This window comes from Pseudarthrobacter quantipunctorum, assembly GCF_045291495.1.
Classification (GTDB): Bacteria; Actinomycetota; Actinomycetes; order Actinomycetales; family Micrococcaceae; genus Arthrobacter; species Arthrobacter quantipunctorum.
The window spans coordinates 319536-334350 of the sequence record NZ_CP148033.1; the positions used below are offsets into that span (position 1 = coordinate 319536).

A 14815-nucleotide genomic window follows, 5' to 3' on the forward strand; every position below is an offset into this window, starting at 1 on the left:
ACTCACGTGTGGGCGGACGTAACGGTTGAGGAATTCCGGTGCACAGACCCGTTCGACACGAGTGACCTGCTGTTCCTTGACATGACGGTGCTGGGACCGGATTTGGGTGCGGTTCATGCGTCCTCCGTTGCTGGGAAGGGGTTATGGGTAATCCAGCGCACTCGCGCGCACTCGCGGTTCAGCAGCAGCGAAAAACCGAGGGCGTCCTTGGACTGCCGGGGTGTTATCGCTTGCTTGGTCAGCAGGTTCTGGCATTTTTTGGCGACCACAATCAGCCGCTGGGCCTGGAAGGCCTCCGGCAGGGCCGCCAGGTCCGCGTCCGCCAAGGGGGCCTGGCTGCGGTAGTGGCGGAGAAAAGCCCGGCCAAGCACGGCGTTGACGGAGGGGCCGCTGGGGCGGATCGGGACTTCCCGGCAGAAAGACCTCAACGCATAGGCCAGGTCCAGGGCCAGAAGATCGTGGGCCGCTCGGTCGAAGTCCAGCACCCCGGTCAGCTGGTGCCCGTCCACCAGCACAGCCGACTGGCCGTAGGAGCCATGAATCACCAGCTGGCGCAGTTCCTTCTGCCGCTGGCCGAGCCCGACATTCAATTGCTCCATCCGTTCGCCCAGATACCGGGCGTCTTCGGTCAGTTGCGCTGCCGCATGCGGGGACAGCAGCGGCATGACGACGTTGACTGCGGCGTAGAGGTTTTCCTGCCCGAGCTGTCCCAGCGCTGCCAGGCCTGATGACCGATTCGGCTCTTCGGCCGGCGTCAGCTCCGAGACAATGGAGTGGTAGCGGCCCAGTCCCCTGGCGGCCAACTCCAGCTGGGACGGGTCGCCGGGATCATAGGCGCATCCGGGAAGCAGGCCCATCACCATGTGCAGGACGCCTTGGACCTCGGCATAAATGGCGCCGTCCTGCGTCCGCTGGATGGGCGGGGCAGGATAACCGTGCCCGCGCAGGTGCTCAATGAGGGCGAACTCGAACCGGGCCCCTGCCACGGTCTTCAGGTTGTGTGAGCGGCGCAGTACCATCTCGCCGGCATCGGTTTGGACAAACCAGCTGATGTTCGATGAGCCCTTGTCGGTCCGGCGCCAGGAGTGCCAGCGGCCGAAGCTGTAGGCGTCCTGCAGCAGTGGGAACAGCACGGCCTCATCGACCGTGGTGGCCGGCAGCCGGCCGCCCCGGCGGGCCACGGAACTCTGCAGCAGCACGTGCTCTGCCGGGTCGGTTGAGGGATCCGTGACACCCGAAAGGACCCCGCCGTCGGCGACGCCAACCGTCAGGGCGGTGGGGTCCGGCTGGAAACTGGACTCAGTCATTGTCGGCTTCCTCTCGGGTGGGTGGCGGACTGGTCAGCGTCGAGTTTGGACTGCCGTGAGGGATGGTGCCCATTGCCGTGGGTGGTGCCGTTCCACGTGGGAGGCAAGCCGGTGATGCCCTGCAAACGGCACATCTCGGCGTAGAGGCCCCCGCCGGCGATGAGCCGGTGGTGTGTGCCGCGTTCCACTACCCGGCCCGCATCAAGGACAACGATCTGGTCCGCTGCCATGGCCGCCGCCATGCGATGGGTGATTATCACTGTGGTCCGCCCGGACGCCACCTGCCGGAGGGCCTCCAGCAGCGCGTGCTCGGACTGGGCGTCCAGGCCCGTGGTCGGTTCGTCGAGCACCAGGACCGGGCAGCCCTGCAGCAAACCGCGCGCCAGCGCCAACCGTTGTTTCTGGCCCCCGGACAGCGTTGCCCCGCGCTCAGCCAGCACGGTGTCGTAACCGCGGGGCAGCGCCTGCACGAAGGCGTGGGCCTGTGCCGCGCGGGCTGCGTCCTGGACCTCTTCCAGCGAGGCATCCGGCCGGCCGTACGCAATGTTCTCCCGTACGGATGCCCGGAACAGTACGGCGTCCTGGGTAACCAGCCCCACCTGGGCGTGCAGGCTCGCGCCAGTCAGGTCGCGCAGGTCCGTGCCGTCCAGAAGGACCCGGCCGCTGGTGGGGTCCTGCAGCCGGCACATAAGGGCCGCGATTGTGGACTTCCCGGCCCCGGTGGGTCCGACGACTGCCAGGGTGCTGCCCACAGGGACGGTGAGGTCCACGTCCCGCAGGACAGGGCGGTCCTGGGTGTAGGCAAATCCAACCCCGTCCAGGCTCAACTGCTTCCGGGGTGGGCCGGCGGGACGGGCACCGGGCTTGTCCTGGATGTCAGGGCTGCGCCGGAGGGTGTCCGCGATGCGCGCCGCGCGCACCCCGGCGCGAGTCAGCTGGGCGGGCAGTTTGGACAACGCCCGTGTTGGGCCGAAGAAATCACGCAGGTACGAGGTGAAGATGATCAGGTCCCCCGGTGTAAGCGCCCCTTGCAGCACACGCTGGGCTCCAAGCCAGATCAGGCCTGTGGTGGCAACGGCCACAACAGCGTCGACGGCGGCGCCAAACGCGGCGCTGGTGCGCGCCGAGCGCAGCACGGCAGCGACTGAGGCGTCGGAGTGGCGGCGGAAGCGCTTGGACTCGTCCTCTTCCCGTCCTGTGGCCTTGACCAGCTTGATCGCCACCAGTGACTCCTGGGCAACCGCCGCCAGGTCGCCCTCGCTGTCGCGCGCGCTTTGCTCCACTGTGCGGATGCGGGCCCGAAAGCCGGACACCGTGAGCAGCAACAGTGGCAGCACCAGCAGCAGTGCCAGGCTGAGTTGCCAGTCCAGGATCAGCATCACCCCTGCCATGCCGGCCAGTGTGAGCACGTGCGTTGAGGCGTCAACGAATGTCACGGTAAGCAGCGCCCGCACCTTGTCGACGTCCCCTGTCAGGCGGGTGGTCAGTTCACCTGTGGGTGTGCCTTCGTGGTAAGCAAGCGGCAGCCGCTGCAGGTGGTCATAGAGCCTGGTGCGGATTGATGCCGCGACGCGTTCGCCCACCACGGTCAGGATGTAGCTCCGGGCTGCGCCGACCAGGGAGTCCAGGACGGTGATGGCGGCCAGTGCCACGACGACCAGGACCAGGATGTACTGGATGTCCTGGCTGGTGGGGTTTCCGCTGGGCAGCAGCACTTCGTCGAAGAGATACTTCAGCGGCCACGGCTTGAGCAGCGCGATGCCGGTCCCGGCGACGGCGAGCAGCGCGGCCAGCAGGCAGCCTGGCCATTGCGGGCGCAGGAACGGTCCGAAGATGCGCAGGATCATGCGGGCCTGCATGACCGGAATGGAAGAGCCGGGCGGGTGCGCCGCCGCGGCAGCGGCGGGAGCCTGGCGCCTGCCGGTCCGCCTCACCGGTACCTCCCTCCCGCGGCGGAGCTGACGGCCCGTTCCCAGGCGTCCAGCCAGTCAGGGACGAACGAGGAGTCCGGGACCGGGCGGACCACGAGGCGGTAGAAAAGGACCTCGGCGAAGGTGCGGGCAACATAGGCCGGGACGGATCGGACTCCGCCTTCATCGCCGCCGGCAGCCGAGTATTCTTCCAGGAACCTGTCCACCCATGGCACGGCGGCTGTCAGGTTTCCGTGCCGGGAGGCGCCCATGGTCAGGGTCTGGCCGATGAAATGGCCGAGGTCCCGCCCGGCAGGGGCCCATGCGGCCCGGTCGAAGTCAATAACCACAAGACGGGACCGGTCCAAGTGGATGTTCTTGGGTTGGAAGTCGCCGTGCGTGAGCACGCGGGCCCCGTCGGTCCTGGCCAGCTCCCCGATGGTGGCCGCGGTGAGCTCGGCAATCCTGGCAGCGGCCTGGGGCAGGACCCCGGCCAGCGCCTCGGCATACTGGGCCAGTTTGAGCTGCTCAAAGTCTGCCGCCAGATCGGGCGCCTGAACGCCCCTGGCATGGTGCAGGCGGGCCAGCCAGCGCCCTGCCCGGCCGGCTTCGGGTGCCGCGGCTCCTGGCTCGCCGTCCAGGAGCGAATGCAGCGTGGTTCCCGGCGCCTCCTCCTGCGCGAGAAGCTGGCGGGACGGGTCATACCCGTATGGTGCAGGGACGCTCAGCTCTGGGTCATCGAAGCCAGCCAGGCGCAGGCTCCTGAGCAGCCGCCATGCCTGCTCGCCGCCGCCGGCGCGGTAGCCCTTGCCGATCACTGCCAGCAGGGTGGTGGTGCCGGACCCGGAGTCAAGGGCCACGGTCCACCGGACAACGGGCCGGCTGCGGGAAGCGTGCACAACCGAGCGTGTGAGCACCTGCACCCGTGCCGGAGGCAGGGCATCAAGTGGTGGCGGCGAAGCGAGCAGCGCCTCGGCAATCGCGTGCCTCTGCGCCCGTGCATCAGGGTCAGGGTTTGGTGCACTCACGCCCCGTCTCCTGTCAGCTCGCGTGCAGCCAGGGTGACGAGCCGTTCCCGGGCCGACTTTACTGTCCTTTGGGCGAGCTCCCCATCGACCTCGCCGAGGCCGATGAGCAGGTGGAAGGACCTTGCGTGCGCACGCAGGCTGATGAGGACGCCGTGCCCCTGTACCTGTGCCTCCGGGCCGCACCAGGCGCTGTCTTCGTCGTCGGCCAGTGCTATCCATACTTGTGTTGCCCGGCTGGAGGCACCCTGCCAACTGGCCCCTCCCATGCGGTGCAGGTCTGCCATGCCGTGGCGGAGCAAACGGTAGTAGTCCGGCGACAGGCACGTATGAACGGTGACCCCGTCCGCGCCCGGGGGCAGGTCGTAGGCCACCAGCAAGGCGGCGGCAGTGTCATCAAGGACCACCCTTTTGCACAACCCGAAGAGAGGGCTGTCCTCCTGCACGTTCCTCAGCTCCGAAACGATTACTCCGTCCAACCAGTGGATGCTGGCTTCATATCGGTCGTGCAGGCCTCCGCCATCGGCAAGGGCACCGGGGTGGTTAGCCGGGACGTCCATATAGCCGTTCAGCCCCTCCTGGCGGTTCCAGTCGTCGGTAGGGTTGCCGATTACCAAAACGCCTCCATGTGCTCCCCGGTACGCCAGGTAGACCAGCCGGCCGCCGTGATCCGGAGCGAGCACCGCGAACAGGTGCTCGCTTCGCATCACCAGCTCGTCGATGCCGTCGTCGTCAATGTCAACCATTTCGGCCTCCAGCGGGCGGGCCTGCCGGCCGAACCAGACGGCGGCTGCGGCCAGCACGAAGGCGGCTCGCCCGTGGCTCGCCACAGCCTTGGCCCAGGCGGCCGGCCGCCGGTCGGGCTGGTCAGTGTCGTGCCATGCCGTCTCATACCCGGAAGCAAGCACATGCTTCCAGGCGAGCGCCGTCAGCCGCGGTTCTGCGTCCGCCCGCTCGGCGTCTGCCACAACACGGCGGGCGCGGGCGAGGTGCTCCTGGTAAGGGGCCCACGCTTCGTCGTTGCCCCAGCCGCTGTAGTCTTCTCCCGCGTGCCAGTCCTTGGCCAGTTCCACGAAGGTTCCGCGTTCCACAACCCGGACACCGGGGTTCCTGCGGCGCTGGTGAAGCCACGATAAGAGGTCCACAGGTAAAAGCTTGGGCTGGGTGGCCAGCCAGCGCAGGAACTCCTCATACCGGCCGAGGGCACTGGGGTGCCAGGGCCCCACTCCCGCGCTCTTTTCCATGTCGTCCGCGTAGACCAGGATGCTGTCGTCACCGGGAGCCGTTGGAAGCTCGGCCGCCCGGGACAGGCTACGCCAGTGGCTCCTGTTTTCCGGAGGGATCCAGTAGCGCAGTCGGGTGGACATCGGCACAACCTGCAGGCCCTTGCCGCCCTTGATGCGGTAGGGGCGGAGGGCATCCGAAGGAGGAGGGCTGGCCGGGTCAGCCCCGTCAAATTCAAGCCTGTCGCTGACTCCGGCTCCACCATCGGAGGGATACAACAGCCGGTCATCGAGCAGGACGTAACGATATCCGCCATTTGGCAGCCGCGGGTCGGTCAGGACCTTGGCAAGGCGCTCCGTGTCCCATACGCGTTCAGGGACCCAGCAGATCTCCAGATCGGTCGGGGCGCACCCGAGATGGCGCCGGTAGAGCCAAAACAACTCCTGCAGTTGCCGCCGGTTGAATTCCCTGTCGAAGGCGGTGAGGATGTTTTCGGAGTACGTCCCGCCCGTGAGTGAGACCAGGCCGACGTCGCGGAGCCGGCGGACTTCCGCAAGGAACCAGGGGTGCTGCCAGGCTGCGGCCTCGATCAGCGTCCCGGACAAGTGGAGGTTGAGCGGGACGCGGTACTTCTCGTGCAGCCCCAGCAGCGCACTGTACCCCCCGATGAGTGAGGTCAGGCCCTCCCGGTCCTGGTAGCCGTCTGTGATCAGGAACTGATTGGCATGATGGACGAGCGCCAAGGGAAGCGGAGCCGGGCCCGGCCTCGACCGGTGTCCCGGCTGGCTGGTCTGTTCGGTTCTCCGGCTGACCTCCACGGTGCTGCGTGAGTGCAGAGCCTCCTGGTACAAAACCACATATTCACGTGCAGGCTCCCCCCAGGAGAAGTCTGCCGTCATTGCCCGGCTCCGCAGGCGGTTCCATTCAGGCGCCCGCGAGAAGACTGCCAGTGCGTTGTCCACCGCCGACAGCATGGACGCGACCCGGCGTTGCACGAAGACGAACCCCAGGCCTTCTGCCGGATCCTCGGCGTAATCCGTCACGGTGTCGGCGAGGCCGCCGGTGTGGCGCACGATGGGGATGGTCCCGTATCTCATGGCGATCAGCGGCGTCAGCCCACACGGCTCGAAAACGGACGGCGCAAGGAAGAAGTCACTGCCGGCATAGACCTGCCGTGCCAGTGACTCACTCGACGTGGGATGGTAGCTCACGCTTCCGGGGTAACGCCGCGTGGCCGACTGCAGCTGGCGCCGGTACCGGGCTGCCCCCTCACCCAGCACCACCACCTGGGTTCCCCGGCTGACGAACTGCTCCAAAGCGGACGTCAGCAGGCCAACCCCCTTCTGGGACACCAGCCGGGCGACCATGCCGAAGACCGGCCGGACTGGGGCGGGCTCCAGGTTGCTCAGGTTCTGCAAGACCTTCTTGTTCGCGCCCTTGCCTGCGATGAAGTCGCCGTTGTAGCGGGTGTCGATCCACGTGTCCCGCCCGGGGCTGAACTCGTCGTAGTCGACGCCATTAAGGATGCCGCGGGCGTCTTCCCTGCGGGCACGCAGCAGCCCGTCCATGCCCGCTCCCTGGGCTGGGGTCAGGATCTCCTCCATGTAGCGGGGACTGACGGTGTTTATCCGGTCTGCAAAAGTGATGCCTCGTTCGAGCATGCTTCCGCGCGGCGGCAGTCCTATCAGCTGGTCGGTTGCCGCGCCCACCGGCCCCTGATAGGTGATGTTGTGGATGGTGAAGACGATCCCGGTTCTCGCTAATGCCTGGCTGTGCGGTCCCTGCCGGGCTTCCTGCGCCACGAGCCCGCAATGCCAGTCGTTGCAGTGAATGATGTCCGGACGCCACTCCTCCTGGGCGGCCAATGCGGTAACTGCCTTGGAGAACAGCACAAACGGCATGACATCGCCGTCCTGGTAGCTGTACGGCAACTTCCGGTCGAACCACCCCGGAGCGTCAAGCGCGAGGACCTTCACGGCGCCCAAGGACGGGAGACGGCGAACAGTGATCTGCTCGGCGATCGGACCGAGCGGCACATCGATCGTCAGCACCGGGCTGCCTGCGAGGCCCCTGTAGGCCGGGATCACCAGACGGACGTCAAAGCCCAGCTCGGATAGTCGTTTCGGCAGGGCACTGCTGACATCAGCCAGTCCGCCCACCTTCATGAACGGGTAGGCCTCGGCGCTGGCGAACAGCACCCGCCGCAGCGGAGGGGCCGGGGCAGTGAGAGCGACCTCCGGCGGTTCCACCTTGCGGAGGACCCCGTCCGTGGCCCCGTTTAGGGGGACAGGCGGATCAGTAGACATCGCGCTCGCATCCTGGGTGCAGGATCACCCCGGCTATTCCAGTGCAGTTCGTCGTCGAACCGATGTCAGGGTTTAGGCGGTGGAACCCGGTCATGATCTCCGTGCCCATCATTGATCGGAACGGCTCCACCGCCAGTTCCGACTACTGAGACGCCTTCTTCAGGCTCACGGGGTGCCACGGATGTAGGAGAACGCCGAGTTGCCACCCTCAATCCGGCACGCCCCCGGCATCGGCGGGGACGGAAGCGGCCGCGTAAGAGTTGAGTCACGCAGCCGGACACGACTTGCCCTTCTACGAATCATCGCGGACAAGCGAAACCACGCCCATTCTGGCATAGGGAACTCCGTGTCCTCTACGGGCACCAACCCCCCAATAATGCGGGAAACCACCCCTCTTCAACGGGCAGTATCCCCTCGTGCAGGGCAATAACCCCCTTTATGCCGGGCAATCACCCTACTTGCCACGGCATGAGAGCAGTCCGGGCCGGCTGCAAACGCAACCGGCCCGGACGCCTGTATCAGTAAAGGGGTTCAGTTCACGTGCATCACTTCAAATCGAAGCGGTCCAGTTCCATGACCTTCACCCAGGCCGCCACGAAGTCGTTGACGAACTTCTCCGTGCCGTCCCCGCTCGCGTAGACCTCGGACAGTGCCCGGAGCTGGGAGTTGGAGCCGAACACCAAGTCCACCGGGGTGGCGGTCCACTTCAGCTCGCCGGTAGCGACGTCCGTGATCTCGTAGACGTTCTCCTCGTTCTCGGACGCCTTCCACTTGGTGCCGGGGGAGAGCAGGTTGACGAAGAAGTCATTCGTCAGGACCCCCGGCTGGTTGGTGAGGACGCCGTGTTTGGAGCCGCCCACATTGGTGCCAAGGGCGCGCATGCCACCCACCAGCGCCGTCATCTCGGGCGCGGACAGGTCCAGCAGGTAAGCCTTGTCCAGCAGGAGGGTCTCCGGCTGGAGCTTCTCGCCGGGGCGCACGTAGTTGCGGAACCCGTCCGCCCGCGGCTTCAGGTACTGGAACTGCTCGACGTCGGTCTGTTCCTGCGCGGCATCGGTGCGTCCCGGACGGAACGGCACGGTGACGGGGAAGCCGGCGTCGCCCGCCGCCTTCTCCACCGCGGCGCAGCCGCCGAGGACGATCAGGTCCGCCAGCGAGACCTTCTTGCCCCCGGCCTGGGTGGAGTTGAACTCCTGCTGCACGCGCTCGATGGCCTGCAACGCCGTCGAAAGCTGCTCAGGCTCGTTGACCTCCCAGCCGCGCTGGGGCTCCAGCCTGATCCGCGCGCCGTTGGCGCCGCCGCGCCGGTCGGTCTTGCGGAAGGTGGAGGCAGCGGCCCACGCCGTGCCGGCAAGCTGCGAGACGGACAGCCCCGAGTCCAGGAGTCGGGCCTTCAGGGACGCGATGTCCTGCTCGCCGATCAGTTCGTGGTCGACGGCGGGAACGGGGTCCTGCCATAGCTGGGCTTCCGGGACCCACGGCCCGAGCATGTGCGGGCCAACAGGTCCCATGTCGCGGTGCAGTAGTTTGTACCAGGCCTTGGCGAAGGCGAGCTGGAACTCGTCCGGGTTCTTCAGGAAGCGCTGCCCGATTTCCTCATAGACAGGGTCGAAGCGCAGTGACAGGTCGGTGGTCAGCATGGTGGGCCGGTGCTTTTTGTTGGGGTCGTGCGCGTCCGGGATGATCTCCGGAGCGTCCTTGGCCACCCACTGATGGGCGCCGGCGGGGCTCTTGACCAGCTCCCACTCGTACTCGAACAGGATCTCCAGGAAGCGGTTGCTCCACTGGGTGGGCTTGTCCGTCCAGGTGACCTCGAGGCCGGAGGTGATCGTGTCCCCGCCCTTGCCGCTGCCGTAGGTGCTCAGCCAGCCGAGGCCCTGGGCTTCAAGGTCGGCGCCTTCCGGCTCTGGGCCGACGTGCGCATCGGCGTCGCCTGCGCCGTGGGTCTTGCCGAAGGTGTGTCCGCCAGCGATCAGCGCAAACGTCTCTTCATCGTTCATGGCCATCCGCTTGAACGTCTCGCGGATGAACGCTGCTGCGAGCTTGGGATCCGGGTTGCCCATGGGTCCCTCGGGGTTGACGTAGATCAGCCCCATTTCCGTTGAACCGACTTCCTCCGACATCTGGCCTTCGCCGATGTAGCGTTCGTCGCCCAGCCAGGTGTCCTCAGGGCCCCAGAAGATCTCTTCAGGCTCCCACACGTCCTCACGGCCAAAAGCGAAACCAAAGGTTTTGAAGCCCATGGATTCGAGGGCGACGTTGCCGGCGAGGACCAGCAGGTCGGCCCAGGAAAGCTTCTGGCCGTACTTCTGCTTGACAGGCCACAGCAGGCGCCGGGCCTTGTCCAGGTTGGCGTTGTCCGGCCAGCTGTTGAGCGGCGCGAACCGCTGGCTGCCGTCGCCGGCGCCGCCGCGCCCGTCGTGGACGCGGTAGGTGCCGGCGGCGTGCCAGCTCAAGCGGATCATCAGGCCGCCATAATGGCCGAAGTCCGCCGGCCACCAGTCCTGGGAAGTGGTGAGGACCTCGGTGATGTCCTGCTTCAGTGCCTCGACGTCGAGCTTCTGAAACTCTTCCCGGTAGCTGAAGTCCGGGCCGAGCGGGTTGCCTTTGGGGTGGTTGGCGTGGAGCACGGAGAGTTCCAGCTGGTTGGGCCACCAGTCCGCGACGGTCCGCGGCCGGTGCCCCTTGGGCTGGGGCGAATCGATGGCCGGGTTTTCGCTCTCGCTGCCGTGCGAGGTCACGCTGCCGTGGTCCACCGGGCATCCGCCCTCGACCTTGCTGTCCAGGCCTTGGGCGCTTCCGGGCGTGGGGATTGGAGGGTGTTCCGGGCGATCGGTCATGTGCTTCCTTCCATCGGGCCGAGGCCGTGGAGCGGACTCGGGCGGCCGGTTCAACCTTCCCATTTGAACATGGACGGAGCGCATGGGGGAGGGGCCGTCCGCGATGAGAGAACAGGCCCGATTGCCACGGCATCCGGCCGTCCCAGCCTCGAAGGGGCCGGTCCTGCCTAGTGCGCCGCGCCCAGTTCGATCAGCAGGACACCGCCGATGATGAGGCCGAGCCCCAGCATCATGACGGGAGTGATGGTCTCCTTGAAGAAGACGCGGCTGGCCAGGGCGGTCAGTGCGACGCCGGCGGCGGCCCAGATGCCGTAGGCAACGCCGAGGTTCATGCCCTGCTCCAGCGTCAGCGTGAGGAGGGTGAAGGCAAGGAAGTATCCGACGGCGACAGGAACGTACCAGCGCCGCTTTCCGGTGGACGCGACCCGCAGGAGCAGGGTGGCGGTCACCTCGGTGAGGATTGCTGCCGACAGCAGCAGCCACATCACGAGAGGACCATTTCTTCCGCGGGTTCTTCTGCCCGCTCCTTATGCGACCCGAGTTCCACGCAGAGGACTCCGCCGATCACCATGGCGACGCCGACCATCATTACCGGCGTCAGCGCTTCGCCGAAAAGGACGGCGGCCAGCAGCACGGTGAGGGTTACTCCCAGCGCAGCCCAGATGCCGTAGGCGACGCCGAGGCCAAGGCCTTTCCGGAGGACTCCGGCGAGGAACGCGAAGGACGCGGAATAGCCGAGGACCACCACAATGAAGAAGGCAGGATTATCAAGGGCCGCTTTCAGGGACAGGGAGGCTGTCACCTCGCTCAGGATCGCGCCGGCGAGAAGAAACCACTTCATGTATTCAGTCCTTGATATTCGTTGGGGGCTTGGTCCCGGTGGGTGCAACAGCGTGAGTGCTGCTGGTGTTCCCGGGCTTCCCGCCGGTGCTGACAAATGGGAAGCCCGGGCCGCCGGTTACGCCTGCGGGACCAGCTCCAAACCGGCGACGGCAGAACTGCCGAGGTCGCTCCCTGCAAGGGCCTGCTGCGCAGCCACGGCACTAATCCAGCTGTCAGTATCGGCTACGGCTGCCCAGTTCGAGTTCAGCAGTGCGAGCAGTGTGGTGTGCACGGTCTTCGCATCGGCGGAACCCGCTTGGTTGGCGAGGTTGATGGCGCCGGTGGCGTCTGAGAGGACTTCCGTAGTGAAGCCCAGGAACTCTGCCTCCACGGCGGAGGCGAGCACGCAGTTGTTGGTCATGTAGCCCACCAAGGTGACCGTGTCGACGTCGTGCTTCCGCAGCCATTGTGCAAGGTCCGTACCGGCGTAGACGGAGCCGTACTGCTTGACCAGCTGCTTCCATTCACCGGTTTTGCGGCCTTCAATCTCGGGGTGCAGCTCGAACCCGGGTGTGCCCGGAGCAAACACTGGTGCGCCAACGCCCGCGGAGTGCTGGATGACGGCAACCGGAATGCCTGCGGCAGTGGCCGCGTCAATTGCCCTGGCAATCGTGGGCAGCGACTCCTGGTGCGGCGGGTACTGGATCTCGAGGGGTCCGCTGAAGTACTGCTGCTGCACATCAATGAGGATGAGGGCGCGGCGGGGGGTGCTCATATTTGTTCTCCCTGGTGTTTCTCTCGGCTGCCTGCTGGCAACTTTTCCAGTCTTCCCGTCCCGGGTGCAGGCCAACAGTGGCACGAAGGCAGATATACGATGGATTCAGGCCAAGCTGTTGGGAAGGGGGCCGGATGAAGATTGCGGTCTATGCATTCGATGGGGCAACGATGTTCCACCTCGCCGTTCCGCAGATCGTCTTTGACGAGGTTGCCCGCCAGGGCCTTGCCGGCTGGAAGACGGTCCTGTTCTCTGACCAGGCAGGCGAGGTCACCACCGCTGAGGGCTACCGGCTGGGCGAGGTGGAAGGGCCGGAGGCCGCGGAGGCGGCGGACGTGGTGGTGGTGCCTTCATGGTTCGACGACGGGCGCGTCCCCAGTGATTCGCTGCGGCAGGTGCTCCAGGACGCGCACGGGCGTGGCGCACCTGTTTTGGGGTTGTGCCTTGGCGCGATTCCCGTCGCCGACGCCGGCTTGCTTGCGGGACGGAGGGCCGTGACGCACTGGCAGGCGTTCGATTCGCTTGCTGCGCGGCATCCGGATGTTCCGCTGGACCAGTCCGTGCTCTATATCGACCACGGCGACGTGCTCACCTCTGCCGGTACCGCCTCCGCGCTGGACGCTTGCCTGCACCTGGTGCGCGCACGGCTCGGCGCCGAGGCGGCGAACCAGGTGGCACGCAGCCTGGTCATTGCACCGCACCGCGAGGGCGGGCAGGCACAGTACATCGAGCGTCCTGTTCCAAAACGCGCCACGGATGACCCGATCTCGCGCCTGCTGGAATGGGCCCTAAGTCGGCTGGGTGAACCCCTCACCGTCGACCTGCTGGCGGCGCAGGCGCACCTGAGCCGCCGCACCTTTGTCCGCGCCTTCCGGGCCGCAACAGGAACGACGCCGGCCGCCTGGATCCGTGCCCGCCGCCTTGACGCAGCCCGGCGGCTGCTCGAAACCACGGACCTGTCCATCGAACAGGTGGCTACCGACTGCGGTTTCGGCAACGCCGTCACCCTCCGGCAGAACTTCGCCGCCGTCTTTTCGACAACGCCCACGGAGTACCGGCGGCGGTTTGATACGCGGGCTGGCTAGCACCTCGCTTTTCACACGGCGTTCAGCCGCGGTCCCGGGCCATGGCCGCTTCCGTGTTCCGAGTGCCGGTTGCCGCTCCGTGGGGTGACGCTTCGTCGATCTCGGCGAGGTCCTCCCGCGTGAGCTCCACGTCGGCCGCGGCCGCGTTCTCCTCCACGCGATGGGTCTTGGTGGTCCCTGGAATGGGGGTGGTGCCATTGTGGATCACCCAGGCAAGGGCGAGCTGCGCCGGTGTGATGCCCTTGCGCTCGGCGAGCGTCCGCAGCACGTCGACGATCCGGAGGTTGGCCTCGATTGCTGAGTCCGAGAATCGGGGCAAGTTCCTGCGGGCATCGCCTTCCGGCAGGTCATCCTTCCTGGTGATTGTTCCGCCGAGGAAGCCCCGGCCCAAAGGTGAGAACGGCACAAACCCGATGCCCAGTTCCCGGGCAGTGTCCAGGACGCCGTTGTGCTCGGCGTCGCGCTCAAACAGGCTGTATTCCGACTGGATCGCAGTAATCGGGAACGTCGCATGGGCCTTTTTCAGGGTTTCGGCGGAAGTTTCAGATACGCCGATGTAACGGACCTTTCCGGACTCTACCGCCTGCCCCATCGCTCCGATCGTTTCCTCGATCGGTGTAGCCGGGTCGACGCGGTGCAGGTACCAGAGATCAATATGGTCGGTTCCCAAATGGCGAAGGGACCGGTCGAGTGCCCTGCGTGCGTACTCAGGGGAACCGTTCGGCCCATGTGGTGTGCCGTCGTCGTCGAACTCTATGGCGAACTTCGTGGCAACGCCCACGCGATCGCGGTCTCCGCCAAGCGCCTTCCCCAGCAATTGCTCATTGGTGAAGGGCCCGTAGGCCTCAGCGGTGTCGAACATAGTCACCCCGAGGTCCAGTGCACGGCGGATGGTCCTGATCGATTCGTTCTCCGTGGCGCCGCCGTAGAAGGCGCTCATGCCCATGCAGCCGAGTCCCATGACGGAACTGGTGAGGCCCTGTGAGCCCAGTGCAACCTGTTTCATATCCTGTCCTCCAAACACAAGCTCCGGAACATCCGGATGCCTCCAGCGTCGATGCTGGTGTGCACACCATGTCAAATGGGAGACTGGGGAGCATGCCTTCCCTGACACCGGCCGGACCCGATGGCGGCCTCACAATTAGTGAGGCTGCTGAGGCCCTCGGCATCACCGTTGACACCATCCGCTATTACGAGAAGGAAGGGATCGCCCCCGCGCCGGAGAGAGGTTTGAGCGGATGGCGCCGGTACGATCCTTCCACCATGGGCTGGCTCGCGGGCGTGCTCATGCTTCGCGGCACCGGCATGAATATCCAACAGATGCGGGAGTATGCCGCCGCATACCAGGCTGGGGCACCCACCGAAGACCGGCTGGCACTGCTTGAGCAGCACCATGCCGCCGTTCTTGAACGTCTAGCCGACGTGCACCTGCACCTCAGTGCGCTGGAACGGAAAATCGACGCCTACAGGGAAGCTGTCCGCGCCGGCGCGCAGGTGCCAAGCCCGTAGCGGAAAATCGCG

General features: G+C 66.3%; 11 protein-coding genes. 2 read left to right on the top strand and 9 right to left on the bottom strand.

What is annotated here, in order from left to right:
* Nucleotides 1-113: 113 nt before the first annotated feature.
* From WHH00_RS01465 to WHH00_RS01500, 8 genes are all read right to left on the bottom strand, one after another.
* Nucleotides 114-1307 carry a phosphotransferase gene (locus WHH00_RS01465; protein ID WP_406635893.1) on the bottom strand — a complete coding sequence of 398 codons (1194 nt, stop codon included), beginning with the start codon at nucleotides 1305-1307 and terminating at the stop codon, nucleotides 114-116.
* The gene (locus tag WHH00_RS01470; RefSeq protein WP_406635895.1) at nucleotides 1304-3241 is read right to left on the bottom strand and encodes an ABC transporter ATP-binding protein; all 1938 of its coding nucleotides are present in this window, start codon (nucleotides 3239-3241) and stop codon (nucleotides 1304-1306) included. The genes WHH00_RS01465 and WHH00_RS01470 overlap by 4 nt, the downstream gene beginning before the upstream one ends.
* On the bottom strand, nucleotides 3238-4245 hold the full coding sequence (locus WHH00_RS01475) for a phosphotransferase (RefSeq protein ID WP_406635897.1): 1008 nt from the start codon (nucleotides 4243-4245) through the stop codon (nucleotides 3238-3240). Before WHH00_RS01475 ends, WHH00_RS01470 begins: the two co-directional genes overlap by 4 nt.
* Nucleotides 4242-7772, bottom strand: coding sequence for a glycogen/starch synthase (locus tag WHH00_RS01480; RefSeq protein WP_406635899.1), 3531 nt, complete (start codon nucleotides 7770-7772; stop codon nucleotides 4242-4244). The genes WHH00_RS01475 and WHH00_RS01480 overlap by 4 nt, the downstream gene beginning before the upstream one ends.
* 545 nt (nucleotides 7773-8317) lie before the next feature.
* Nucleotides 8318-10612 (bottom strand): catalase/peroxidase HPI, encoded by a 2295-nt coding sequence (gene katG, locus WHH00_RS01485; RefSeq protein WP_406635901.1) that lies wholly within the window; start codon nucleotides 10610-10612, stop codon nucleotides 8318-8320.
* A 167-nt stretch (nucleotides 10613-10779) separates the two neighbouring features.
* Entirely contained in the window at nucleotides 10780-11100 is a 321-nt protein-coding gene (locus tag WHH00_RS01490; RefSeq protein WP_350005706.1) for an SMR family transporter, read from the bottom strand.
* Nucleotides 11097-11453 (bottom strand): DMT family transporter, encoded by a 357-nt coding sequence (locus WHH00_RS01495; RefSeq protein ID WP_406635903.1) that lies wholly within the window; start codon nucleotides 11451-11453, stop codon nucleotides 11097-11099. The genes WHH00_RS01490 and WHH00_RS01495 overlap by 4 nt, the downstream gene beginning before the upstream one ends.
* Nucleotides 11454-11570: 117 nt before the next feature.
* Entirely contained in the window at nucleotides 11571-12209 is a 639-nt protein-coding gene (locus tag WHH00_RS01500) for an isochorismatase family protein (RefSeq protein WP_406635905.1), read from the bottom strand.
* A gap of 134 nt (nucleotides 12210-12343) precedes the next feature.
* On the opposite strand from WHH00_RS01500, the gene WHH00_RS01505 reads away from it, so the two are divergent.
* Entirely contained in the window at nucleotides 12344-13294 is a 951-nt protein-coding gene (locus WHH00_RS01505; protein ID WP_406635907.1) for a GlxA family transcriptional regulator, read from the top strand.
* A 22-nt stretch (nucleotides 13295-13316) separates the two neighbouring features.
* On the opposite strand, the gene WHH00_RS01510 is transcribed toward WHH00_RS01505, so the two are convergent.
* Nucleotides 13317-14300 carry an aldo/keto reductase gene (locus WHH00_RS01510; protein WP_406635909.1) on the bottom strand — a complete coding sequence of 328 codons (984 nt, stop codon included), beginning with the start codon at nucleotides 14298-14300 and terminating at the stop codon, nucleotides 13317-13319.
* A 92-nt stretch (nucleotides 14301-14392) separates the two neighbouring features.
* Here WHH00_RS01510 and WHH00_RS01515 point away from each other — a divergent pair, with 92 nt between their 5' ends.
* Nucleotides 14393-14803 (top strand): MerR family transcriptional regulator, encoded by a 411-nt coding sequence (locus tag WHH00_RS01515; RefSeq protein WP_406635911.1) that lies wholly within the window; start codon nucleotides 14393-14395, stop codon nucleotides 14801-14803.
* Nucleotides 14804-14815 lie beyond the last annotated feature (12 nt).